The following is a 26390-nucleotide window of genomic DNA, read 5'->3' as shown; positions in this document are numbered from 1 at the left end:
CGACTATACTCTATTATCAAGATAATCAGTCGAACTGACATTTTATAAATTAAAAAACCAACTTACTCTAGTTTTTTAATCTCTACTTTATACATATTGGTAAAGATTTCAAAAATAGCATCCGCTTCGTTTTTTCTGACAGAAATTATATATTGACAATCTAGTTCTAAAGTTTGAGAAACAATATTGATTTGTTTCTCTTTTATAATTCGCATTACTGTATTCATCAATTCGTAACCAAATGAGATTTGAAAATGCACATCAATGGTTTTACCAACAATTATTGATGCTTCCAAAGCTAATTGTGCAGAATTTTTATAGGCATTTATCAATCCGCCAACTCCCAATTTTGTTCCGCCAAAATAACGCACAGAAACGATTAAAATATTGGTTACTTCAAAAGATTGAATCTGACCATAAATTGGCATTCCTGCAGAATTGTTAGGCTCTCCATCATCATTTGCTCTATAAGAAATTGTTTCTGTTCCTAATTGCCAAGCGTAACAAAAATGACGCGCAGCATGATGCTTCTTTTTTAATTCTTCTAAAGCATTTTTAATATCATCTTCATTTAAAACCGGAAAAGCATATCCAAAAAACTTACTATTTCGATCTTTAAACAGCGTTTCTTCCGATGGCTTTTCTATTGTTTTGTAGCTGTCTTTTAACTCCATAATTATGCAAAGGAAACTAATAAAATACTAAAAACTGCTAATGCAATTCCGATCCAATTCTTTTTAATGAGTTTTTCTTTGAAAAACAACAATGCAAAAACGGTGGTAAGAATTACAATTCCTACGTTATTAATGGTAAATAAAGTGGAGCTTTCTATATCGGTTTTAAAAGCCTTTAGTAAAAATTCCATCGAATAATAATTTGGAACTCCCAATACAATTCCCCCTAAAATATTTTTCCAGTGAAATTGAAATTTTCCATTTATAAGTTGAGAAACAACCACAAAAAAACCCAACACAAAAGCACAGCCAAAAATAGTTGCTAAAAACAACGGTTCTTCTCCTTCAGAAACCGATGTAGTTTCTACATATTTTAATCCAGTATCTAAAATACCAGACCCAACAAAAAGTAATAACGGAAATAATAAATTTTTAAATTTTACAGGATTTGTATCGCTTTTTGCTGATGATAAATACACTGCAATTAACGCCATTAAAATTCCAATAACTTTAACCAATCCAACACCTTCATTATACACAATAATTCCGAAAATAATTGGAATTACCACAGACATTTTCCCCGCAACTGAAGCTACAGATAGGCCATTTTTTTGAGCCGTAATTCCCATCACATTAAAGATAGAAATAAATAAAAAACCTAGAAAAAAGGCTCCTAAAAACCATGGTTGTTGTGGAATCTCTACAATAGATACAGATACATTTGAAGTTCCCAAACCAAACGATAATGCAATTGCATAGTTTACAACAATTGCCTGTTGTGTATTGATTTTAAAAACATCAAACAACTTAAAAACCACAAATATTAAACTTGAAATAAGAATGCTTAAAACTAGATAAATCACGTTGTGAATTCTTTTTTAGTTAATAAATTAACGACATCTTCTTTACCCGGAATTAAATGCCAAGTTTGTATTCCTAACTCTTTTGCTGCTTCCGTATTTTCTTTCGTGTCATCTATAAAAAAAGTTTCGGCAGCTTTTAAATTATTTTCTTGCAATACAAATTCGTAAATGTCTGAATTTGGTTTTCTAAATCCGATTTCATGCGACAAGTAAAACTGCTCAAAACAGTTTTTAAATTCTGCATACAATTCTTTTCCCCATTCATTTTGAATCCAAGAAATATGCAATTCGTTGGTATTACTTAATAAGAACAATCTATATTTTTTACTTTTAGCAAGCTCTTTCAAAAATTGCAATCTTTGAGTTGGAAAATCCAATAAAATGGCATTCCAAGCAAAAACGACATCTTCTTTAGAAATTGCAAACGTATTCTGAAAAAAATTGATGAAATCATTGGTGGAAATTTCTCCTTTTTCATAGCGGTGTGCAATTGCCATCATTTCACCAGAAATGTCATCTACACCAAGTTTAGCCAACGCAATAAAAGTAGCTTCCTTATGTAGGTTGATAAAAATATCACCAAAATCAAAGATGATATTCTTAATCATTTCTGTATATTTTTAAAACATCTTTTTTGATGTTGATTTCTTCAATCAATGTTCCTTTAATTCCTGGTGATTTCACTCCTTTTTCAAATTCATTTTCACCAATAAACACCCTAGCTTCATCCCATAAATTTTCATCAATAAATGTTTGCAAGGTTTGCGTTCCTCCTTCAATAATCACAGACTGAATATGATGTTTATGCAAAACATCACAAATTTGTTTTGCAATATTTTTAGTGAAATCTATTTCTTCAAAAACAATGTTTACACTTTCTTCTTTTCTATCTTCTCTCTTCTCTATCAGAACTATTGTCTGCACACTTCCATCAAAAACGCTTGCATTATTCGGAATCCTCAAATTTCTATCCATCACAATTCTTATCGGATTATTTCCGCTCCAACTTCTCAAATTCAACTTCGGATTATCAGCAATTACCGTATTTGTCCCCACTAAAATTGCATGTTCTTCACTTCGCCATTGATGCACCAATTGTTGCGAATATTGATTGGAAATCCAAATTGGACTTTTATGCTGAACTTGTTTCAGCATCTTTTTATTAGTTCCTGAAACAAGTTCAGGATAAACAGGAGCAATAAATCCGTTGTTGGTTTCTGCCCATTTTAAAACAATAAACGGACGCTTTTTATTTTGAACCGTAAAAAATCGTTTATGATGTTCTTTACATTCATTTTCTAAAACACCAACAACTACATGAATCCCTGCATTTTTTAAACGCTCAATTCCTTTTCCAGCAACCAAACTATTGGTATCAACACAGCCAATAACCACTTTTTTAAATTGATGTTTCACAATTAAATCTGCACAAGGAGGCGTTTTTCCAACATGAGAACAAGGCTCTAAAGTCACATACATTGTCGCTTCTTTTAAAACACTTTTATCTTTAACTGAATTAATTGCATTTACTTCTGCATGATTTCCTCCGTAAACGGATGTAAATCCTTCTCCAATAATTTTATTATCCAACACAACTACTGCTCCAACAGACGGATTTGGACGTGTAAACCCAATTCCGTTTTTGGCAATTTGCAAACAACGTTGCATGTATTTTTCGTGCTGAGAAATGTGCATTATTTTAATTAAAAATGATAACTTGCTCCTGCAAAAATAGTGTATTAAAGTGAAAACAAAACAACCTACAATTAGAGAGATTCAACCAAAAGACAATCAACAGATTAAAAAAGTAATTCAAGATGTTTTAATTGAATTTGGCGTTCCAAAAGTTGGTACCGCTTACGAAGACAAAGCGTTAGACGATATGTTTGAAACCTACAACAAACCAACTTCTGCGTATTATGTAATTGATTTGGGTGGGAAAATTATTGGCGGCGCTGGCGTTGCACAATTAGACAATTACGATGGTAATATTTGCGAATTTCAAAAAATGTACTTCTTACCAGAAGCTCGTGGTTTAGGATTAGGAAGTAAAATGATTGCTGATTGTTTGCAAAAAGCAAAAGAATTTGGCTTTGAAAAATGTTATTTAGAAACCTTGCCGTACATGAAAGCAGCAACAGCTTTGTACAAAAAAAACGGTTTTATTTCTTTGGATAAACCTGTTGGAAACACGGGTCATTATTCGTGTAATGTCTGGATGATCAAAGACTTGTGAAAGAGATTAAAGAATAGAAAAACAAGACAAATAGCTAATGGCTAATGGCTAAAACAACCAACATCAATTAATAGTGGAATTAAATCAATGAAAATTAAAGAATTTAGAAATCATTTTAATCAAGAGTTACTTGGTGTTTTTCCTCAAACAGAAATTGATTCTTTTTTCTTTTTATTGGTTGAAAAAGAATTGGGTTTACAAAGAATTGATTTGGCTTTAAATAATCAATTTTCTATTTCTGATGATACGTTTAAACACTTATACAATGCGCTTTCTCGCTTAAAATCACAAGAACCGATTCAATATATTTTAGGAGAAACTGAATTTTATGGTTTGCCTTTTAAAGTGACAAAGAACACCTTAATTCCAAGACCAGAAACTGAAGAATTGGTTGCGTGGATTCTAACTGAAGCTGCAAAGTTACAAAGTTGCAAAGACACAAAGGAACAAAGTTCTCGTGTTAAAAAACTTTCTATTTTAGAAATCGGAACTGGAACAGGTTGCATTCCTGTTTCATTAGCAAAAAACTTACCAAACTCTAAAATTACTGCTATCGATATTTCACCTAAAGCAATCAAAATAGCAACACAAAATGCCGATTTAAATGACGTTCAAATTGATTTTATTGAACAAGATATTTTAACAACCAAAGAATTGCCTCAACAATTCGATATTATTGTTTCAAATCCGCCATACGTTCGTGAATTAGAAAAAGCAGAAATACACCCAAATGTTTTAGAGAACGAACCTCATTTAGCTCTGTTTGTTGAAGATAACAATCCATTGCTTTTTTATAAAAAAATAGCTGAATTAGCTAAAAATCATTTAACAAAAAATGGAGTTTTGTATTTTGAAATCAATCAATATTTAGGAAAAGAAACTATTGAAATGCTTGCTGAAAAAGGTTTTAAAACCGAATTAAAAAAAGACATTTTTGGCAACGATAGGATGACAAAATCCACAATAACACACTAAAAGCACTAACCAAATATTCCTAAAACTTTAAAATCATTCTTTAATGAAAGCAATACAACCTAGCTTAACATTAAGAGGGCTTTGTCTATTCATTTTTTCGAAATCTTTTTATGTTTCTTTGATAATTTCTAAAGACAACTTTAACTGCACTAAATTTAAAGAAGGAGCAAGTAAGATAAAAAAGTATAGTTTTTATTAAAAAACACGTATTTATACCTATTGATTTTAAGCTAATTACCATATATCTTGCGAAGGCAATTATGAACCTTGAAAAGACCTTTTAATAAAGCATAACCTTGACGGGTTTATTATTAAAGAGTGTCCTTTATTCTTGCACACAAGAATTGAGTTTTATTGTTAAAATAACAATTACTTTTAAAAGAAAAAACAAATTAAATATTATGAAAACAAACTATCAAACTTCACATAAAACACAACTTATTTCACATTTATTTTTTCAACTTCATCTAGATGATTAAGTTTATAACTTAAATTAAACGAAATTTAAAAACAATCTAATTTTTTATAAATCAACAACTTCTCAAAATAAAAACTATTTAATTAAATTTAACTAATTATGAAAACAAAACTACATTTCTTAAGTTATTTAAATCAGATTAAACTACCATTAACATTTATGTTAATTATGTTAGTACAATCTGGTTTTTCTCAAGGAATCACCATTTCTCCTTGGAAGATGAACAAAGGTGGTGGGGCCATTTCTTTCAGTTTAAATAATCATGGTAACCCAGCAGCTTATACTCAAGCAAATATACCTGGAGCATCAGACCCAAATTGGGTAGCAGCTCCTGTAAACGCGAGCGGTGAAATAAATTATTCTGTACCATCTATATTATCATATTGTTTAAACCAACTTGATTTTACATATTTTGAAACTTATATAAATATACCAGCTAATTACAATGTAAGCAGTTTAAATGTGTCATTTACTGCTGCAGATGATGGAGCAAGAGCCTACATTTTTAATTCGGCGCATCCAAATGGAGCATTTATAGGTGAAATAAGTTTAGGAGGAAGTCCTACATCCCAAAATTATGCCTCGTTATCAGTGGCAGGCGAAATTAATAGACTTGTAATTGTTCAGTTTGATGATTGTCCGTCAGGAAATAACTTGACTGGAGCAAAAGTGAAGGTAAACGGTAATGTTGTAGCCATCAATACTGGTGGTTGTACTACGTCAAATTTCTTTTGGTCAAATGCACCAACAGTGAGCGGAAAAACAGCTACAGGAACTATAAATGGCATAGGGTATACTTATACATCTTCTGTAAATGTTAGAACAACAAGTAACATGTTTGCTCATAGCACATTTCCAGCATCATACAACGTACCAAATGCGAATCCTACTATTCAAAATATTGAACCAAGTACGAATACTTTAACCTTTTCGAGTCCAATGACCAATCCTGTATTGGTTTTTTCTTCAATTGGCGGTGGAACAACTTCAGTGCCTATTAATTTTAGTGCTCCTGTAGATGTTTTATGGTCCTCACACGCGGGAGCTGGCTCATCATTTGTACAGAATTCTCCGACTCAAATCACTGGAACAGAAGCTTACACTATTGTTAGAATGAATGGGACTTTTTCAAGTATTTCATTTGATTATTTAACGTATGAAAATTATGTAAATTTTGCCTTTGGAGCTGACTTTTCAACAACTTCTCCTGATACTATTGCACCAACTTTAACTTTAAACGGCAGCGCTACGCAATCTATTAATGCCTTTACTACTTATACAGATCCTGGTGCTACTATTACAGATAATTGTGATACAAATCCTGCAATATTAGTTTCAGGAACTGTTGACACTAATGTTCCAGGTACTTATACTTTAACATATACTGGAGTTGATGCTTCTGGGAACACTTCTCCACCATTAACCAGAGTTGTAACAGTTGTTGATCCTTGTACGCCAGTCTCTTTTGCAAATACTAATTTATACATACAGTCTTCAACAGAAGCAACAAGTTGTCAAGCTACTGTTAATTACGGATTATCTGTTTTGGGAACAACTCCATCAGTAAGCTATACCTTTTCTGGAGCAACAGAAGGAACTGGAACTGGAACTGGAACTGGTCAAATATTTAATAAAGGTATTACTCATGTTACAGTAAAAGCAACTAATAGTTGTAGCACATCTTCAACTTCTTTTGATATAACCGTAGTAGATGATGTAAAACCAATAGCGAAAGCTAAACCTGTAACACTTTATTTAGATACTAATGGTAAAGCTGCATTAACAGCTGCTGATGTTAATAACGGTAGCTCTGACAATTGTGGTATTGACACCTATACTTTAGATACCTCTGGAACTATTTGTGGTACTGCAGCCGAAGGCAATAGTTTGACATTAACAGCACCTCCTGGTTTAGTTATCACTGGTATTGATTTCGCTAGTTATGGAACACCTACTGGTACTTGTGGGAATTTTGCACTAGGTTCTTGTAATGCTGCAAATAGCTTATCAATTGTTTCTAGTAGAGCAATTGGTAAAAATAGTGTCACCATCCCTGCTTTAAATAGCGTCTTTGGAGATCCTTGCGGCGGAACTGTAAAACGGCTATATGTTCAAGCTACATACGGTGTTAAAAGCCCTTCTTTAGTTTACGATTGTAATAATCTAGGAACTAATACAGTTAATCTAATAGTTACTGATACTAATGGTAATGCGTCGATAGCTACAACTACTGTTACAGTGGTCGACAATATCGCTCCAGTGATTACAGCTCCTGCTGATATTAATGTTAATGCAACAAGCGCCGCAGGTACCGTAGTAAATTATACTACCCCAGTAGGTACAGACAATTGTTCCGTAACTACGACCATAACAGCAGGTTTGGCAAGTGGTGCTACCTTTCCAATTGGAACAACAGTAGTAACCTATACAGCTACAGATGCCTCACAAAATGCAACTTCAGTTTCTTTTAATGTAACAGTTGTAGGTATTGCACCAGTACTTGGAAGTATGTCAAATATTACGGTATCAAACGATCCAGGACTATGTGCAGCAGTAGTTAGTTATGCCGCTACAGAAGCTGTAGTTGGTATACCAGCAGCAACAATAACTTATGATATAGCACCAAGTAGTACATTTACAAATGGTACTACAACGGTAACAGCTACAGCAACCAATGCTATTGGTAGCTCGAGTGTTTCATTCAATGTAACGGTAAACGATACAGAAAAACCAACAGTAATCACTCAACCATTATCTGTTAGTTTAGATGCTAGTGGAAACGCAAGTATTACTGCTGCACAAATCAATAACAACTCTACAGACAACTGTTCTATTGAAAGTATGAGTTTAGACATAACATCTTTTACTTGTGCTAATATTGGTGATAATACGGTTACGTTAACTGTAACTGATACAAGTGGAAATACAGCTTCACAAGCTGCGATTGTAACTGTTACCGATGGGATTGCACCAACAGTAACTACAAAAAACATCACTGTTGAATTAGATGCGAATGGTACTGCTTCAATTACAGCTGCTCAGGTTAATAATGGTTCTTCTGATAATTGTGCAATTGAAAGCATGAGTTTAGATATAACTTCTTTTACCTGTGCTAATATTGGAGAAAATACAGTTACATTAACCGTTACCGATGCTAGTGGAAATACCGCTTCACAAACTGCGGTTGTAACTGTTACCGATGGGATTGCACCAACTGTTATCACCCAACCTATTTCTGTGAACTTAGATGCTAGTGGAAATGCAAGTATCACTGCGGCACAGATTAATAATGGTTCTTCTGATAATTGTGCAATTGAAAGCATGAGTTTAGACATTACATCTTTTACGTGTGCTAATATTGGTGATAATACGGTTACTTTAACTGTGACCGATCCTAGTGGAAATACAGCTACAAAAACAGCAATTGTAACTGTTTCTGATGCTATTGCACCAACTGTAATCACAAAAGATTTTACAATTCCTTTAGCAAACGGTATGGCAACTATTACTTCTGATGATATCAATAATGGAAGTTTTGACAATTGTGATATCACTTTAAGTATTGATAAAAACACGTTTACTTGTTCTGATATAGGTGACCATACAGTTACATTAACTGCTACTGATTCTAGTGGAAATACAAGCTCTGAAACTGCTACAGTAACCATTGAAGGAGAAACTCCTGAAGTTACAATTGCAGACTTCAATGCTGTAGAAACCCAGCAAGCAAACACAATTTTCTTAGGTTTTGGGCCTCAAAGCATGGCGCTTACAACTTCTGCAACTGGTGGAGATAGCTTTACTTATGTTTGGACAGCTTCAACAGGAGAAATTGTTAGCAATGTTGCAAACCCAGTTATTAGTCCAACTACTAGCACTACTTATACTGTTACAGCAACAAATAACTTTGGATGTACTACAACTACAACAATTGAAGTTTGTGTAATGGATGTAAGAAGTTATAACAAAAAAGGAAAAGCTACTAATAAAGTTACTGTTTGTCATCACACTAGTGGTAAAAAAGGAACTAAACATGTAATGATTAACATTAGTGCAAATGCTGTAATGAAACACTTATTATTGCACGGTGCTGATACTAGCCACGGTGATAGTTTAGGAGATTGTAATGCAACTTGTATTACTCCAAACTCTAATCCGATCCCTGTAGCCAATGATTCTGAAAACTTGTTAAACAACCTTGAGTTTAATGTGTATCCGAATCCTTCTAAAGGTGTTTTCCAATTAAAAATAGCAAACATAAAAGCAGGAACACAACTTAACTTAATGGATGTAACTGGTAAACTTGTTTCTAGAAAAACTATAACTTCTGAGGCTATGTCACAAAACATAACTATTGGTAATAGAAACTTACCGTCTGGAATTTATATTTTAAAAATTGTTTCTAAAGAAGAAACAATTACTAAAAAATTAATTGTTAGTCAAGAATAAGTATTAATTACAAACATTAAAAGCCCCTATTTTAGGGGCTTTTTTTATGAATAAGAAGAAGATGTAAATCTTTATAATTAAGTATTTTCAAAAAAAACAACTACTTATAATTTTTTTTATTAAATTTACACTCAAACAAACATCAGCTATCCCTACACGCTTTAAAATATTTTATACCATGAAATAGTCTAAACTTAAAGCCCAATCAACACTCCTTATATTTTAGCAGTCCCTCATTAATTTTTTAATCCATTAGTTTAGCACATTTTTAAACTAATAAAAACTCATTTATAAAAAACTAAGAGTGGTTTTAAAAAAATGAAATGCATAAAAATCTATTAATAATAGATAAGCAATTTCATGATATCCATTTTTTAAGTTTTTAATAAATCAGAAATAAAACTTATTAATTGTTTTACAGCTTATTTGATAAGCATAAAACAAATTAATAATTATGTAAGAAAATTTTATATTAATTAACAATCAAAATCACTAACTAAAACCTAATTACAATGAATTTAAAATTACTAAAAAATTACTTGGCATTATTGCTGACATTTTTTATTTTTTCAAACACCATTTCTGCTCAATCACAAGAATCAGTTGACATGGTATTAATTAAAAATGCTCCCAACTTAGCCTGGATTCAAAGAACAGATGCTACTGTTAATGTATATAAAGGCGTTAAATTCAACTATAGTTTCGTTGAAAATAATAAAAAACTTAACAACTGGTTAAACAGTTATCCTCAAGAATTTGTGGCATATAAAAATGCAATGGACAGATTTTTTAAATCAAAAAAAAGCGAAGATTTTATTTCAACGGACCAAGATTTTTATTACGATTTAAAAGCTCAATATGAGATGCTTAAAAAAATTAAACCTTGGTAAACTATTAACTAACTTAATAAACTAAACTAAAATTATGAAAACAAAATTACTTAAAAAACATATTGGATTATTTTTAATATTCCTTTTTATTGGTTTTTCTGCGAGTGCCCATACTTGGGAAATTCGCGTTAAACAAAATACAGATGGTACCTTAACTTGGTATGGACAATCCTACCATAGAGTTAGCTCTTGTGGAATTAATAATTCTGGGATTCAAATTAATGGGGTAAATTATAATTGGACAGCAGAATTCTCTGGAAGTCAAGCAGGGCAAACTCCTTATGTGCTTACAGTTAGCCCTACATACAACAATCAACCTTCACAATATAGCAGACAGTCATATGGAACTGTTACAACTCCTTATATTCCAGGTGCACTAAACGTTGTTGCTTATTCAACGAATGCGTGTTGGGCTTTATATCCTGACATGCCTGTCGGAAACAGCTCATTTACACCGCCTCCTCCACCTGTATGTACAACTCCACCAATTAATACATGGACAAATACTATAGGTATACCTAATAATAATGGTACAGATTGTGATCCAACAGATGATACACTACCTGTTACCATTAATGTAAACCACCAATCTTGTGGTTCTATCACAAATGCAGGTACATTTTCTGTGTATTTAGCAGCAACTAATACTTTATTAGGTAACTTTACTTATGCCACTGGTATAAATACCAATGCAACTATTAATTTACCTTATGGTTTCGATGCCAACACTTTAATTAAAGTAGTTGATGACAGCTTTGGTGCATCTCCGGTAACCCATACATTAGCTGGTTTATCAGGTACTTTTAATGGAGTACCAAGTACTTCAGTTCCTACTGCACTTGTAAACAGCTTTAGTGTTAATTTGAATGCTTCAGGAAGTGCAACAATTACTGCTGCAGATATTGATGCAGGTTCAAGCGATGCTTGTGGACCTGTAACACTTGCTATAAATAAAACAAGTTTTAGTTGTACTGATGTTGGTTCTAATACAGTAACTTTAACAGTTACGAGTCCATCAGGTAATCAATCTACAGCAAATGCTATAGTTACTGTAGTTGATAATATTCCTCCTACTATCACAAGCCCTTTTGATATAACAGTAAATGCTGATCCAGCTTTATGTGGTGCAAGAGTAACTTATGGGATACCTACCGCAACAGATAATTGTGGTACAGGAGATGTACCAACTTCTCTTGCTGGTCATACTTTTAAAGGAAAGAGAAATGGACATTCATACTTTTTATCTAACACAAAAACAACTCCTGAAATAGCTCATGCAAATGCAATTGCAGCTGGAGGACATTTGGCAACAATTTCTGATGCTTCTGAAAATTTATTTGTATCTAATTTTATTGCAGATAAAATTTGGATTGGGCATACAGATAGAGATACAGAAGGGCAATGGAAATGGATTACCAACGAGCCTGTTTCATATACAAACTGGGCTCCAGGAGAACCAAACAATGCTGGCGGAAATGAAGATTGGGCAGTAATTAACTGGAGTGGAAATAATCCAGACTGGAATGATTGGTATTTTAACTCTACTGCGTATTATGCTATTGAATTTGATGGAGGTACAATTCCAACTACATTGGTTTCAGGTCCAGCTCCTGGTGATGTATTCCCAGTTGGAACAACAACTGTAACTTACGAAGCTGTTGATGCTTCAGGAAACAAAGTACAAACATCATTTAAAGTAACAGTTAAAGATAATGTTGCTCCAACTGTAAGCACCCAAAACATCACTGTTGAATTAGATGCGAATGGTACTGCTTCAATTACAGCTGCTCAGGTTAATAATGGTTCTTCTGATAATTGTGCAATTGAAAGCATGAGTTTAGATATAACTTCTTTTACCTGTGCTAATATTGGAGAAAATACAGTTACATTAACCGTTACCGATGCTAGTGGAAATACCGCTTCACAAACTGCGGTTGTAACTGTTACCGATGGGATTGCACCAACTGTTATCACCCAACCTATTTCTGTGAACTTAGATGCTAGTGGAAATGCAAGTATCACTGCGGCACAGATTAATAATGGTTCTTCTGATAATTGTGCAATTGAAAGCATGAGTTTAGACATTACATCTTTTACGTGTGCTAATATTGGTGATAATACGGTTACTTTAACTGTGACCGATCCTAGTGGAAATACAGCTACAAAAACAGCAATTGTAACTGTTTCTGATGCTATTGCACCAACTGTAATCACAAAAGATTTTACAATTCCTTTAGCAAACGGTATGGCAACTATTACTTCTGATGATATCAATAATGGAAGTTTTGACAATTGTGATATCACTTTAAGTATTGATAAAAACACGTTTACTTGTTCTGATATAGGTGACCATACAGTTACATTAACTGCTACTGATTCTAGTGGAAATACAAGCTCTGAAACTGCTACAGTAACCATTGAAGGAGAAACTCCTGAAGTTACAATTGCAGACTTCAATGCTGTAGAAACCCAGCAAGCAAACACAATTTTCTTAGGTTTTGGGCCTCAAAGCATGGCGCTTACAACTTCTGCAACTGGTGGAGATAGCTTTACTTATGTTTGGACAGCTTCAACAGGAGAAATTGTTAGCAATGTTGCAAACCCAGTTATTAGTCCAACTACTAGCACTACTTATACTGTTACAGCAACAAATAACTTTGGATGTACTACAACTACAACAATTGAAGTTTGTGTAATGGATGTAAGAAGTTATAACAAAAAAGGAAAAGCTACTAATAAAGTTACTGTTTGTCATCACACTAGTGGTAAAAAAGGAACTAAACATGTAATGATTAACATTAGTGCAAATGCTGTAATGAAACACTTATTATTGCACGGTGCTGATACTAGCCACGGTGATAGTTTAGGAGATTGTAATGCAACTTGTATTACTCCAAACTCTAATCCGATCCCTGTAGCCAATGATTCTGAAAACTTGTTAAACAACCTTGAGTTTAATGTGTATCCGAATCCTTCTAAAGGTGTTTTCCAATTAAAAATAGCAAACATAAAAGCAGGAACACAACTTAACTTAATGGATGTAACTGGTAAACTTGTTTCTAGAAAAACTATAACTTCTGAGGCTATGTCACAAAACATAACTATTGGTAATAGAAACTTACCGTCTGGAATTTATATTTTAAAAATTGTTTCTAAAGAAGAAACAATTACTAAAAAATTAATTGTTAGTCAAGAATAAGTATTAATTACAAACATTAAAAGCCCCTATTTTAGGGGCTTTTTTTATGAATAACATGCTCATATTAAATCAATTTGAAATCTCTCTAAAAAATCTTATCTTTCCACATACGTAATCAACATTAGAAATATGGACGAGTCTAAAAACAGAAGAGATTGTATTAAAAAGAACTGATTATGATGAACTGAACCAAAAACAACTCTTTTATTTTTTTTTCTATAAACTAATTATATAAGTACAAACTTACGGTGTGTACAGTATATGCAATAAACAGGATACACGAAACATTGCAAAACACAAAAACTTACTAAAATTTACAATCAGAATTTCCTTATTTTTGCCGCATGGTAAAAGAGATTCAGTTACGCATTCAATTAAAAGAAGAAAAAATTACAGATATTCTGCTTAAAAAAGCAGCGTATCATTTAGGCATAAAACCTTCTACTATTTCTGGCGTAAAGGTGTTGCGTAAATCTATTGATGCTCGTAAACCTCAAATTTACTTTAATTACAAAGTTGCTATTTATATGAACGAACCTATGCCAGAAACTTCTGAATATCAGTTTGAATACAAAGATGTTTCTAACGCAAAAGAAGTTCATATTATAGGTTTTGGTCCAGCAGGAATGTACGCTGCGTTGCGTTGTATAGAATTAGGCTTTAAACCGATTGTTTTAGAACGCGGAAAAAATGTACAAGATCGCCGTAGAGATTTAAAAGCGATTAATCAAGATCATTTTGTAAACGAAGACTCTAATTATTGTTTTGGAGAAGGCGGTGCAGGCACCTATTCTGACGGAAAATTATACACTAGAAGTTTAAAACGCGGCGATGTTCGTAAGATTTTTGAAAACTTGGTTTTTCATGGAGCTTCAGAACAAATTTTATTAGATGCACATCCACATATTGGAACGAATAAATTGCCGAAAATTATTCAGAATATTCGTGAGAATATCATCAACCACGGAGGAGAAATTCATTTTGAAACACGCGTTACAGATTTTGTAATTAAGAACAATAAAATCAAAGCAATTCAATTACAAAATGGCATAGAAATGACTGCAAATGCAGTAATTTTAGCAACCGGACATTCGGCAAGAGATATTTACGAATTGCTACATAAAAAAGAAATTGCTATCAAAGCAAAATCATTTGCAATGGGCGTTCGTGTTGAGCATCCACAGCACATTATTGATGCTATTCAATATCATTGCGAAGGAAAAAGAGACGAATTATTACCAGCTGCAGCATATAGTTTAGTGCAACAAGTTAATGAACGTGGCGTGTATTCTTTTTGTATGTGTCCTGGCGGATTTATCGTTCCGGCAGCAACCGCAAATGGCGAAGTTGTCGTAAACGGAATGTCGCCAAGCAGAAGAAATAATGTATATGCAAATTCTGGAATTGTTGTGGAGTTAAACATCGACAAAGATTTTGCGAAGTATGAAAAATTCGGTCCATTAAAAGGGTTGGAATTTCAAAAAGATTTAGAACGATTGGCTTTTACCTCTGGCGGAAGAAGTCAAACTGCACCAGCACAAAGATTGACCGATTTTGTTGAAGGAAATATATCAGCTGATTTAAATCCAACTTCATACCAACCCGGATTAAAATCAGCTCCACTACACTCTTTGTTGCCAAAAATAATTGGCGGAAGATTGCGAAAAGGTTTTGAAGCATTCGGGCAAAAAATGCACGGATATTATACTTCAGAAGCAAATATTGTTGGCGTGGAATCTAGAACTTCATCACCAGTTAACATCCCAAGGAAAGATAATTTAGAGCATCCAGAAATAGCAGGATTATTTCCTTGCGGAGAAGGTGGCGGCTATGCAGGTGGAATTGTTTCTGCTGCAATGGATGGAGAACGTTGTGCTGAGGCAGCAATTGCCAATTTATAAGCTATTAATTTTACGTTAAAACTGTATTTTTATTTCGCATCAAAATGAATAAAAGTGTATCTTCGCTGCTGCTAAAAAAGAAAGTTAATTAGACAAATGACTAGAAGGAAGAGAGTTCGAAAAAAATCGAAAACAAAATTACTACATCAGTATTATTCGTATACTGGATTTTATGGTTTTGTTGGCAGAAGCTTACGTAAAGCAATAATTCCTGTTGCTATCATAGTTGTTGCATTAATTTTGTTTAACAAATATGTGTACAACATCAATGATGGCTTACAACACATGACTGAAACATTTTCTACAGTTGGCGTATTGTCAGTTTTCTTTATCTCAGAATCTTTATTAGGATTGATTCCGCCCGAAATTTTTATAGCATGGTCTAAAAAAACAGACAATCCTGTAGTTACACTTGCAATTCTTGCAAGCTTGTCTTATTTAGGAGGAATTATTTCATTCTTTATCGGAAAAGCTGCTTTAAAGATTGAAAAAATAAAAAATTTCTTAGAGGTCAAAATGGCAAAACAATTAAAAAACACTAGTAAATGGGGTGGTTTTTTAATAGTCGCTGGTGCGTTATTACCAATTCCGTTTTCGATAACTTGTATGGCTGGCGGATTGATAAAATACCCATTAAAAGGTGTATTGCTTTTTGGATTATTTCGTTTTGCACGTTTTGCAGTGTACGCATTGGCAATTTTTCAAATGGTAGATTAATTTGAAACTATAAATTCGTTTTCTTTCATAATTATTTTACTAAAAACTAGATACTTAATACGAATAACTTATTTTTGTTCTATGGGATTAACAAACAATGATATTTTTAAAAAATTACGTGTAGCTCATAAATTAAGAGATACAGATATTATAGAAATTTGCAAATTGGTAGATTTTAAAGTTTCTAAAGGCGAATTAGGCGCTTTTTTTAGAAATGAAGAACATCCAAAATATATGGAATGTGGTGATCAAATTTTACGTAATTTCTTAAACGGATTGATCATCCATTTACGTGGACCAATGCCTGCAAAAGGGGAAAAACCACAACAAAAAACAAAATCAAATGACAGTAAAAAACCTTTTAAAAAGTAGTTTTTATTTATTGATATTAGCATTGCTGGCATCTTGTAAACAAGAACCAGAAACGCCTGTAGATTCTTTTACCGTTAGTGGAACAGTAAAAGGATTAGACACAAAATACATGTCTAGAAGTGTACGTGATAGTACTGGAAAAAGAGTTACGGATACTATTTTTGTAAAAAATGGAACATTTACATACACAGCAAAAATTAAAAACGCAGAACATATTGTCTTTTGGCCAAATGTAGAACGCACCATTAAAAGATCTGGGAAAGGTTATTATCCGGCAAAATCTTCACAACTTGCTTTTATCGCTAAACCTGGAGATCACATAGTTTTTAAGGGAGAAGTTACAGATTTTATCAATGCGTATCCATCAGGAACAAAAGCAAATGATGACTTAGCAAAAATCAATAGTAAAATTTTTCCGTTGATGAACGCTTCTGTAAACTATTTGTTAAAGAAAAACAAGTTAACATCAGAAGATCCTAGATTTAAAATTATTACAGATTCTATTACTCAATTAGACAAAGAAGTTATACGTTTAAAAAAAGAGTTTGTAGATAATAATCCAACATCAGAAGCTGCTGTTTGGTCTCTTTCTGACATGATGGTTAGAAGACAAATCTCTAATGAAGAAGCTGTAGTTGCATTTAATAAATTTGATAAAAACTTAGCAGATTTTACATATTACAAAGAACTTGCTTCTAGAGTTAAAGGAATAGCGTCTACTTTAATTGGTAAAACCGTTCCAGATTTTACAAGCAATAAGACCATTGATGGCTCAGACTTTACGTTTAGTTCTCTACGTGGTAAATATGTTTTGATAGATTTCTGGGGAATTTGGTGTGGGCCATGTGTTGAAGAAATGCCAATAGTAAAAAAATATGCTGATAAATATGCTGATAAATTGACCATTCTAGGAATAAATAGTGGTGACACAAAAGAAAAAATGGTGAATTTCTTAAAAGAAAATAATTATAACTGGCAACAAGTAATGTCTGGTAAAGGCACAGATAATTTAGTTTTAAAGTTTAACGTTGCAGGTTTCCCAACAAAGTTTATTATAAATCCCGAAGGGAAAATATTAAATCGCTACCTAGGAAACTCTGAAGATGCTTTCATTAAATTAGACGAGTTGCTTAAATAAGAGTTTTACTTTTGACAAAAAAGTTATACTCTCAATTTAAATTGATAGCTTTTTTACTTTATATTTATAATAAATTAAGAAAATTACCTATTGATAGACAATATGTTTAGGGACATATTTGTAGTGTATTAACTTACACACACTAATTATTCTCATAAACCCCCTACTTTTATGTCAGATTTCTCCAAAACAAGAATAGAATTAGTTTTTAATCTCTCTATTTTAACAACAGTAATTACAATTATATGGTTTTTTGTAGCTAGAACTATTGATTTGCCAGAATTAAGCAATTATCTTGGTTTAACAACAATCCTTTTTATTGGTTCTTGTATTGTTTCTAAATATGGTAACTTAATAACTGCACGAGTAATTTATATGCTCGCCTTAAACTTAAGCGTCTCTTTAACAGCTTCTTTTATTGGTAGAGATGGTAGTGTAGAATTTGTGTTATTATTTGCCATTGGTTTACCCTTTATTCTTTTTTCTTTCAGAAGAGAAAAATTTTATGTTGCCTTCTTTACTTTACTACCAGCAATTCTTTGGATATTTTTACACATCACAGACTTTAAACTATTTACCAACAAACAAATGGACCCGGAAATGGCAAGAAGTATTGTATATCCATTTTCTGTAGTAAGCACAATTGTGTTAGCAATTTTTCAACTAATTTATTTTTCTTTATTAAATGCGCGTTATTTTTCTAAAATTCATAATAAAAGAGAAGAAGCCATTGAAGCATCAAATGCTAAATCTGTATTTTTAAGCACGATGAGTCACGAAATAAGAACTCCTTTGAATGCTATTATTGGATTGTCACATATTTTAGGAGATACAAACCCAAGACCTGATCAAAAACAAAATATTGATGCCTTGAACTATTCTGGTAAAATTTTACTAAACCTACTAAACAATGTATTAGATTTTAGCAAAATGGAATCTACAACAATAGAGTTAGATCTTATACCCGCAAATATTTCTGAGGCTATAAAACAAATTAAAAAAATACATGAAGCAAGCTGTTTAAGAAAAGGAATTACGTTAGATTTAGAAGTTGATGAAAATTTACCAATAGTTTGGTTAGATGTAGTTCGTTTTAATCAAGTAATCAACAACCTTGTTTCTAATGCTATTAAGTTTACTGATAAAGGCGGAGTCAACCTGATGATAAAAAAACATTCAGTGTCTGACGGTAAAATTGTGTTGCGAACCGAAGTAAAAGATACTGGTATCGGGTTAACAGAAGAACAACAAGAAAAAATATGGGGTGCTTTTACACAAGCATCAAACAGTACAAATCGTTTGTATGGCGGAACAGGACTTGGACTTTCTATTGTAAAAAGTATTATAACCGCAATGGATTCTGAAATAAATGTTAAGAGTGTTTTGGGAGAAGGGAGTTGTTTTTATTTTGATTTAGAGTTGACAGTATCTTCTAAAAACGAACTTGAAAAACGAACTCAAAAGAAGGAACACAACTTTAAAGGGAAAAAAGTTTTATTAGTAGAAGACAACCTTATTAATGTAATGGTTGGTAAACAAATCCTAGAAAAAGCAGGATTAGAAGTAGCTGTAGCAAACGATGGAGAAATAGCTGTTAGCATGGTACAAGAAAATAAATACGATACAGTTTTAATGGACATCCAAATGCCTATAATGGATGGATACACAGCTTCTAAAGAAATAAGGAAATTTAACAGTACAATTCCGATTTTAGCACTCTCGGCTTCTGTTTTTGCTGAAGTAAAAAATAAAATTTTAGAATGTGGGATGGATGGCTTTGTTTTTAAACCTTTTAATCCTGAAGATCTTTTAAATAAGATTGAAGAAATGGTACATAGACAAACTGACTAATTCTTAAAAATTTAAAAAGCTATTTTGGTAGCTTTTTTTATATTTTTACAAACCAAGCTCTTAGTAAATATTTTTTGCTTCCAAATTTGTTTTTCGATACCTTAGCTACTTTCAAATACTATTATTTATGAATAAGAATTCAAATTTAGCCGTACTTATTGACGGAGATAATATACCGTCGGCTCATGTAAAAGAAATGATGGAGGAAATTGCAAAGTACGGAAACCCAACTATTAAAAGAATTTATGGTGATTGGACGAGTCCGCATTTATCAAAATGGAAAAATCTACTACTCCAAAATGCCATTACTCCAATTCAACAATACGCTTACACATCTGGTAAAAATGCTACAGATTCTGCAATGATTATAGATGCAATGGATATTTTATATTCAGAAAAAGTAAACGGTTTTTGTCTTGTTTCTAGTGATAGTGATTTTACAAAACTTGCAACTAGATTACGAGAAGCAGGTATGCAAGTGATTGGCATAGGAGAAAAAAAAACCCCCAATCCGTTTATTGTTGCATGCGACAAATTTATATATATAGAAATTATTAGAAAACAAAATGAAAAGAAAGACAGTGTCAGTCAAAAAGACAACGCAAAAGAAAGTATCGATAAAATTACACCAAAAGTAATTTCTCTAATTTCTAGCACAATATCTGATTTGTCAGACGAAGAAGGTTGGGCGTTTTTGGGTGATGTAGGAAGTTTACTTCAAAAAAAGCAACCCAATTTTGATTCAAGAAATTATGGCTTTGAAAAACTAACACCCTTAATTAAATCTATTGGTAAATTTGATCTAGAACAAAGGGAAAACTCAAAAAGTAAATACAAATTGATTTACGTAAAAAACAAATAAGAACAATTCTAATAAAGACTAGAATCTCTAAATAGTTAAACCTATTTTTAACTTCTTGACTAACTGTAAATCACTTTATTAAAACAACTTTTATCAAGTAACAAAACGTAACAATTTCTAATAAAATCTTCTTTCCATAAATTCTTAGAAACTCGTACATTTGCCAAATGCGTATAGATATTATTACAGTGTCTCCAGAATTGATACAAAGTCCGTTTGACTATTCTATCATTAAAAGAGCAAGAGATAAAGGTTTGGTTGATGTTCATTTTCACAATTTACGTGATTATGGCTTGGGCAATTACAGACAAATAGACGATACACAATTTGGTGGCGGCGCAGGAATGGTATTGATGTTAGAACCGATTGACAATTGCATTTCTAAATTAAAATCTGAGCGAACGTACGACGAAATCATTTACATGACGCCAGATGCAAAAACGTTAAATCAACAAACAGCAAATACACTTTCTTTACAAGAAAATATCATCATTTTAACCGGACATTATAAAGGTGTAGATCAACGAGTTAGAGATTTATTTATCACCAAAGAAATTTCTATTGGCGATTATGTGTTGAGTGGTGGCGAATTGGCTGCAGCAGTTTTGTGTGATGCAATTATCCGATTAATTCCTGGGGCAATTGGCGATGAACAATCTGCATTAACAGATTCTTTTCAAGATAATTTATTATCTCCTCCAGTTTATACGCGTCCGTCTGAATACAAAGGGCTAAAAGTTCCTGAAGTTTTATTGTCAGGTAATTTTCCAAAAATTGATGCTTGGAGAACAGAAAAAGCCTACGAAAGAACAGCACAAATAAGACCAGATTTACTTGATGACTAAGTTGAAAAACTTCATACAAAAACATCCAGCGTTGGCAGTTGTATTCGGATTTCAGTTATTCCGTTTTTTACTGTTGCCTTTTATGGGGTTGATGCCACAAGACGCCTATTATCATTTTTACGGAGAACATTTATCGCCTTCGTATTTTGATCATCCAGGAATGATTGGGTATATTTTACGAGGATTTACAGAAATATTTGGCAAAACAATTTACGTAGTAAAACTTGCCGATTTTGTAGTTACATCATTTACATTATTAAGCTTTTACAAATTAGCAGGATTGTTTTTATCGAAAGCAAAAGCACTGCGAGCATTGGTTTTGATAAGTTCTACTTTATGCGTTTCTATTTTATCATTTAATTCAACTCCAGATGTTCCGTTATTATTATTCTGGACATTGACATTGATTAGTTTATACAAAGCAATTTTTGACCAAAAAAAATGGCATTGGATTTTTGCAGGAATCTTTATGGGATTGGCTTTTAATAGTAAATACACTGCGTTATTATTACAAATTGGTTTGTTGGCATTCTTAGTGTTTTCTTATCAATACAGAAAATTATTATTATCACCTTGGTTATGGCTTTCATTAGTGATTTCTGTTTTGGTAACTTTTCCGGTTTGGTGGTGGAATTACGAGAATGAGTTTGCTTCTTTTGCTTTTCAAGGCTCTAACAGAACAGGAAGTATTTCTAAATTTAAAATATCACCAGATTATTTTTTCGGAGCAATCGGACATCAAATTGTATTATTATTACCCATTTTATTTGCTGTTTTTATATCGTTTACTTTTAAATTCATCAAAAGAGCATTGTTAAAATTTAAATTACCAAAAGCAAAAACATTGTTCTTACTTGCTTTTTTTATTCCTACGTTTGTTGGATTTTTTGCATTAACACCAATTTATTGGGTTAAATTAAATTGGATGATGCCGTCTTATATTACAGGGATTATTATTGCAGGAATGTTTATCAGCAAAAAATTGATAAAAGCACAAATTATTACTTCCATTGTTTTTCATGTATTAATTACAGCACAAATTCTATTTTATTTAGTTCCTATAAAAAGTGATGACACTTGGATTGGTTGGAAAGAATTAGCCATAGAAACCGAAAAATTACAAGAAAAATATCCAAATACCTTTGTGTTCTCTAACGATGGTTATAAAACTTCTGCGGCATTAAATTTCTTTATGGATGAAAAAGTATATGCACAAAATATTGTTGGTTTGCAGGCTTTACATTTTGATTATGTAGGAGATAATTTATCAGATTTAAACAGTAAAAATGCACTCTTTATTGATTCTGACACCCGTTTTAAAAACGTAGATAAGAAAGGAGAAATTCCTGCAGAAATCAATGGTTACTTTGAAAAAATAACTGAACTAGAACCAATTATTATTACACTAAACGGAAAAGAAGTTCGTAAATTTTGGGTTTTCTACGGCTCTAATTATCAGCATAAAAAATAATATACTAAAAGTATTCTTATTCTAAAATATTTACTAAATTTGCAACCTCAAAATTAACCTCTGACGAAGAAATCGTGTAAGTTGGTTCTTGAAAAACCATAAATAAAATAAAAATGGAATCTTTAATAAAATTTGTACAAGACGAGTTTGTAACAAAAAACGAAAACCCAGAATTTGCAGCTGGTGATACTATTACAGTATATTACGAAATTAGAGAAGGAGACAAAGTTAGAACTCAGTTTTTTAGAGGAGTTGTAATTCAACGTAAAGGAACTGGTTTATCAGAAACTTTTACAATTAGAAAAATGTCTGGAACAGTTGGTGTTGAGCGTATTTTTCCTGTAAATTTACCATCAATTCAAAAAATTGAAGTAAACAAAAGAGGAAAAGTTAGAAGAGCTCGTATCTTTTACTTTAGAGGACTTACTGGTAAAAAAGCAAGAATTACTGAGAAAAGAAGATAATTTTCTTTTACCAAAACCATATAAAAAAAGCGTTGTGATTTTCACAACGCTTTTTTTAATGAACAAATGTTTATAAAACATGTTTATATCTTGTTGATTACTAAATAGTTGAAAATTTTGTTTTTATAAAGATGTCTCCTATATTTGAATTGTTGATACGAAATAAAGTTATAAATAATCGCAAGAATAAGCATAGTCTTATTTCGAGAAACAATAAAGTAACGTTCTTTATCATCGTTTTTCATACACAAAGTAAAAATGATTTACAGCAATGATAATTCATTTTTAGAGCTCGAGGGAAGTTCTCTGTAAAAAGAAAACCAACGAAAGTTCAGAATTAAAGCGAAAGCAGCAATTTCTTTAAATTTGAAAAACACATCGAGTTGTCAATATTGGTAACATATATACAAAATGTGTAGATGAAGCTAGACAATTCAACAACTGAAATAAAAGAAGTTAATTTTTTATTGAGGCATAGTTTTTCACAAGCTGAAGAACTACTTGTAAAGCGTTGTAGGAATACAACAGAATTAACGGAAAGTATTTCAAAGAAGCCATATCATAACAAGCAATTGTTGGATATGGCTTTTATTATTAATAACAAATTCTGTTTTTAGCGTATTTCTTTTATTAAATTCATATTTATACTAGTGTATTATTAATAATTTGATAGAATTTTTCTCATCTATAATCACTAAATTTGTAGCACTTAAATTCAATTATAAAAAACCCAAGCAATGACAAAAACTGCTAAAATAATTTATACTAAAACTGATGAAGCACCAGCTTTAGCAACCTATTCATTTTTACCTATAGTACAAGCATTTACAAAAGCTTCCGGAATAGAGATAGCAACAAAAGATATTTCTTTAGCAGCAAGGATATTGGCAAATTTATCAGAATATTTAACAGAAGATCAAAAAGTAAATGATGCTTTAGCAGAATTAGGAGATTTAGCGAAAACCCCAGAAGCAAACATTATTAAATTACCAAATATTAGCGCTTCTGTTCCGCAGTTAAAAGCAGCAATAAAAGAATTACAGGATAGCGGTTTTGCCATTCCAAATTACCCAGATGAAGTTGTTACAGAAGAAGATAAAAAAGTAATGGCTTGCTATAATAAAGTGAAAGGATCTGCTGTTAACCCAGTTTTACGTGAAGGAAACTCTGACAGAAGAGCACCTAAAGCAGTAAAAAATTACGCAAAGAAAAATCCGCATTCTATGGGAGCATGGAGTTCAGATTCTAAAACGCATGTTGCAACAATGAGTGAAGGAGATTTTTTTCACAATGAAAAATCTGTAACTATTACAAATGCTACTGATGTAAAAATAGAGCACGTAGATACCAACGGAAATAGTACGGTTTTAAAAGCTTCTACTCCACTTTTAGCGGGCGAAATTATTGACGCAACAGTAATGAGTAAAAAAGCATTGTTAAATTTCTTAGAAACAGAAATAAATGACGCTAAAGAAAAAGACGTGTTGTTTTCTTTACACATGAAAGCAACCATGATGAAAGTTTCTGACCCAATTATTTTTGGACATGGAGTTCGTGTTTTCTTTAAAGAATTGTTTAAAAAACACGGAGAAACTTTTACTAAAATTGGAGTTGATGTAAATAACGGATTTGGTAATTTAATCAGTAATTTAGACGAGTTACCTGCAAATAAAAAAGCAGAAATTGAAGCAGAAATTGAAACTGCTTTTAAAAATAATCCTGCCGTTGCAATGGTAAATTCTGACAAAGGAATTACCAATTTGCATGTGCCAAGTGATGTTATTATTGATGCTTCAATGCCAGCAATGATACGCACATCTGGTCAAATGTGGAACGCAGCAGGTAAACAACAAGATACAAAAGCTGTAATTCCAGACAGTTCTTACGCAGGAATTTATCAAGCAACAATCGATTTTTGTAAAGAAAACGGCGCTTTTGACCCAACAACAATGGGAACTGTTTCTAACGTTGGTTTGATGGCACAAAAAGCAGAAGAATATGGTTCTCATGACAAAACATTTGAAATTCAATCAAACGGAATTGTCCGTGTGGTAAATTCTGAAGGAAAAACTATAACAGAGCACAAAGTAGAAGCTGGAGATATTTGGAGAATGTGCCAAGTAAAAGATGCTCCAATTCAAGATTGGATTAAATTGGCTGTAAATAGAGCAAAAGCAACAAATACTCCAACAATTTTTTGGTTAGATAAAAACAGAGCACACGATGCAGAAATTATCAAAAAGATAAATATGTATTTGCCAAATTATGATACAACTGGATTAGACATTCAAATTTTAGCCCCATTTGAAGCAACAGAATTTACGCTAAAAAGAGTCAAAGAAGGAAAAGATACCATTTCTGTTTCTGGAAATGTATTGCGTGATTATTTAACAGATTTATTTCCGATTTTAGAATTAGGAACTTCTGCTAAAATGCTATCGATTGTTCCGTTAATGAATGGCGGTGGATTGTTTGAAACTGGTGCTGGTGGTTCTGCTCCAAAACACGTGCAACAATTTTTAGAAGAAGGGCATTTGCGTTGGGATTCTTTAGGAGAATTTTTAGCGTTAGCAGTTTCTTTAGAGCACTTAGGGAATACTAATAACAATGAAGAAGCCTTGGTTTTAGCAGAAACTTTAGATGACGCTACCGATAAATTTTTAGATAATAAAAAATCACCTTCTCGTAAAGTTGGTGAGTTAGACAATAGAGGATCGCATTTTTATTTAGCAACCTATTGGGCAGAAGCTTTGGCAAATCAAGATAAAAACAGTGCACTTAAAAATAGATTTATGGCGATTGCAAATGAGCTAAAAATTAACGAAAACACAATTATTAGCGAATTAAACGCTGCTCAAGGACATGCTTTAGATATTAAGGGTTATTATTATCCGAGTGAAGAATTAACTTCGAAAGAAATGAGACCAAGCGATACATTAAACGCAATTTTAGCCAAGTTTTAAAAAAATAAATAGATTATTTAAAGGCGATGTAATTTATACATC

General features: G+C 32.2%; 19 protein-coding genes. 15 read left to right on the top strand and 4 right to left on the bottom strand.

The features are described from left to right. Positions 1–62: 62 nt before the first annotated feature. From ACEWL1_RS05585 to ribD, 4 genes are read right to left on the bottom strand one after another with little or no spacing between them, the layout of a single operon-like run. On the bottom strand, positions 63–674 hold the full coding sequence (locus ACEWL1_RS05585) for an IMPACT family protein (RefSeq protein ID WP_409232312.1): 612 nt from the start codon (positions 672–674) through the stop codon (positions 63–65). A 2-nt stretch (positions 675–676) separates the two neighbouring features. After that, positions 677–1537: an EamA/RhaT family transporter gene (locus ACEWL1_RS05580; RefSeq protein WP_409232311.1), complete on the bottom strand. Its 861-nt coding sequence runs from the start codon at positions 1535–1537 to the stop codon at positions 677–679. Continuing rightward, positions 1534–2145: an HAD family hydrolase gene (locus ACEWL1_RS05575; protein ID WP_409232310.1), complete on the bottom strand. Its 612-nt coding sequence runs from the start codon at positions 2143–2145 to the stop codon at positions 1534–1536. Before ACEWL1_RS05575 ends, ACEWL1_RS05580 begins: the two co-directional genes overlap by 4 nt. Further along, positions 2138–3226 (bottom strand): bifunctional diaminohydroxyphosphoribosylaminopyrimidine deaminase/5-amino-6-(5-phosphoribosylamino)uracil reductase RibD, encoded by a 1089-nt coding sequence (gene ribD, locus ACEWL1_RS05570; protein ID WP_409233033.1) that lies wholly within the window; start codon positions 3224–3226, stop codon positions 2138–2140. Before ribD ends, ACEWL1_RS05575 begins: the two co-directional genes overlap by 8 nt. A 55-nt stretch (positions 3227–3281) precedes the next feature. Here ribD and ACEWL1_RS05565 point away from each other — a divergent pair, with 55 nt between their 5' ends. The 15 genes from ACEWL1_RS05565 (at position 3282) to ACEWL1_RS05495 (ending at position 26348) form a co-directional block, all read left to right on the top strand. Further along, positions 3282–3773, top strand: a complete 492-nt coding sequence (locus tag ACEWL1_RS05565) for a GNAT family N-acetyltransferase (protein WP_409232309.1) — start codon at positions 3282–3284, stop codon at positions 3771–3773. A gap of 87 nt (positions 3774–3860) precedes the next feature. Further along, positions 3861–4748 (top strand): peptide chain release factor N(5)-glutamine methyltransferase, encoded by an 888-nt coding sequence (gene prmC / locus ACEWL1_RS05560; RefSeq protein ID WP_409232308.1) that lies wholly within the window; start codon positions 3861–3863, stop codon positions 4746–4748. 577 nt (positions 4749–5325) lie between these two features. After that, positions 5326–9675 (top strand): immunoglobulin-like domain-containing protein, encoded by a 4350-nt coding sequence (locus tag ACEWL1_RS05555; RefSeq protein ID WP_409232307.1) that lies wholly within the window; start codon positions 5326–5328, stop codon positions 9673–9675. Positions 9676–10187: 512 nt separating this feature from the next. Continuing rightward, positions 10188–10565 (top strand): hypothetical protein, encoded by a 378-nt coding sequence (locus tag ACEWL1_RS05550; protein WP_409232306.1) that lies wholly within the window; start codon positions 10188–10190, stop codon positions 10563–10565. A 34-nt stretch (positions 10566–10599) separates the two neighbouring features. After that, a complete protein-coding gene (locus tag ACEWL1_RS05545) occupies positions 10600–13764 on the top strand; it encodes an HYR domain-containing protein (RefSeq protein WP_409232305.1) in 3165 nt (1054 codons plus the stop codon). A gap of 344 nt (positions 13765–14108) precedes the next feature. Beyond that, positions 14109–15665: an NAD(P)/FAD-dependent oxidoreductase gene (locus ACEWL1_RS05540; protein WP_409232304.1), complete on the top strand. Its 1557-nt coding sequence runs from the start codon at positions 14109–14111 to the stop codon at positions 15663–15665. Between the two features lie 96 nt (positions 15666–15761). Continuing rightward, positions 15762–16382 (top strand): YqaA family protein, encoded by a 621-nt coding sequence (locus ACEWL1_RS05535; protein ID WP_409232303.1) that lies wholly within the window; start codon positions 15762–15764, stop codon positions 16380–16382. 81 nt (positions 16383–16463) lie between these two features. Continuing rightward, a complete protein-coding gene (locus ACEWL1_RS05530) occupies positions 16464–16754 on the top strand; it encodes a DUF1456 family protein (RefSeq protein WP_409232302.1) in 291 nt (96 codons plus the stop codon). Further along, positions 16726–17892 (top strand): redoxin family protein, encoded by a 1167-nt coding sequence (locus ACEWL1_RS05525; RefSeq protein ID WP_409232301.1) that lies wholly within the window; start codon positions 16726–16728, stop codon positions 17890–17892. The genes ACEWL1_RS05530 and ACEWL1_RS05525 overlap by 29 nt, the downstream gene beginning before the upstream one ends. A gap of 171 nt (positions 17893–18063) precedes the next feature. Further along, positions 18064–19743: a response regulator gene (locus ACEWL1_RS05520; protein WP_409232300.1), complete on the top strand. Its 1680-nt coding sequence runs from the start codon at positions 18064–18066 to the stop codon at positions 19741–19743. A gap of 127 nt (positions 19744–19870) precedes the next feature. After that, entirely contained in the window at positions 19871–20605 is a 735-nt protein-coding gene (locus tag ACEWL1_RS05515) for an NYN domain-containing protein (protein ID WP_409232299.1), read from the top strand. Between the two features lie 167 nt (positions 20606–20772). Continuing rightward, positions 20773–21450: a tRNA (guanosine(37)-N1)-methyltransferase TrmD gene (gene trmD / locus ACEWL1_RS05510; protein WP_409232298.1), complete on the top strand. Its 678-nt coding sequence runs from the start codon at positions 20773–20775 to the stop codon at positions 21448–21450. Next, on the top strand, positions 21443–22921 hold the full coding sequence (locus ACEWL1_RS05505; RefSeq protein WP_409232297.1) for a glycosyltransferase family 39 protein: 1479 nt from the start codon (positions 21443–21445) through the stop codon (positions 22919–22921). Before trmD ends, ACEWL1_RS05505 begins: the two co-directional genes overlap by 8 nt. Positions 22922–23034: 113 nt before the next feature. Continuing rightward, positions 23035–23385: a 50S ribosomal protein L19 gene (rplS, locus tag ACEWL1_RS05500; protein ID WP_409232296.1), complete on the top strand. Its 351-nt coding sequence runs from the start codon at positions 23035–23037 to the stop codon at positions 23383–23385. A 737-nt stretch (positions 23386–24122) separates the two neighbouring features. Continuing rightward, positions 24123–26348 (top strand): NADP-dependent isocitrate dehydrogenase, encoded by a 2226-nt coding sequence (locus ACEWL1_RS05495; RefSeq protein ID WP_409232295.1) that lies wholly within the window; start codon positions 24123–24125, stop codon positions 26346–26348. Positions 26349–26390: the final 42 nt, after the last annotated feature.

The sequence above is a fragment of the Polaribacter gochangensis genome, assembly GCF_046224025.1.
GTDB lineage: Bacteria > Bacteroidota > Bacteroidia > Flavobacteriales > Flavobacteriaceae > Polaribacter > Polaribacter gochangensis.
This window is presented reverse-complemented; position numbering and strand designations above follow the sequence as displayed.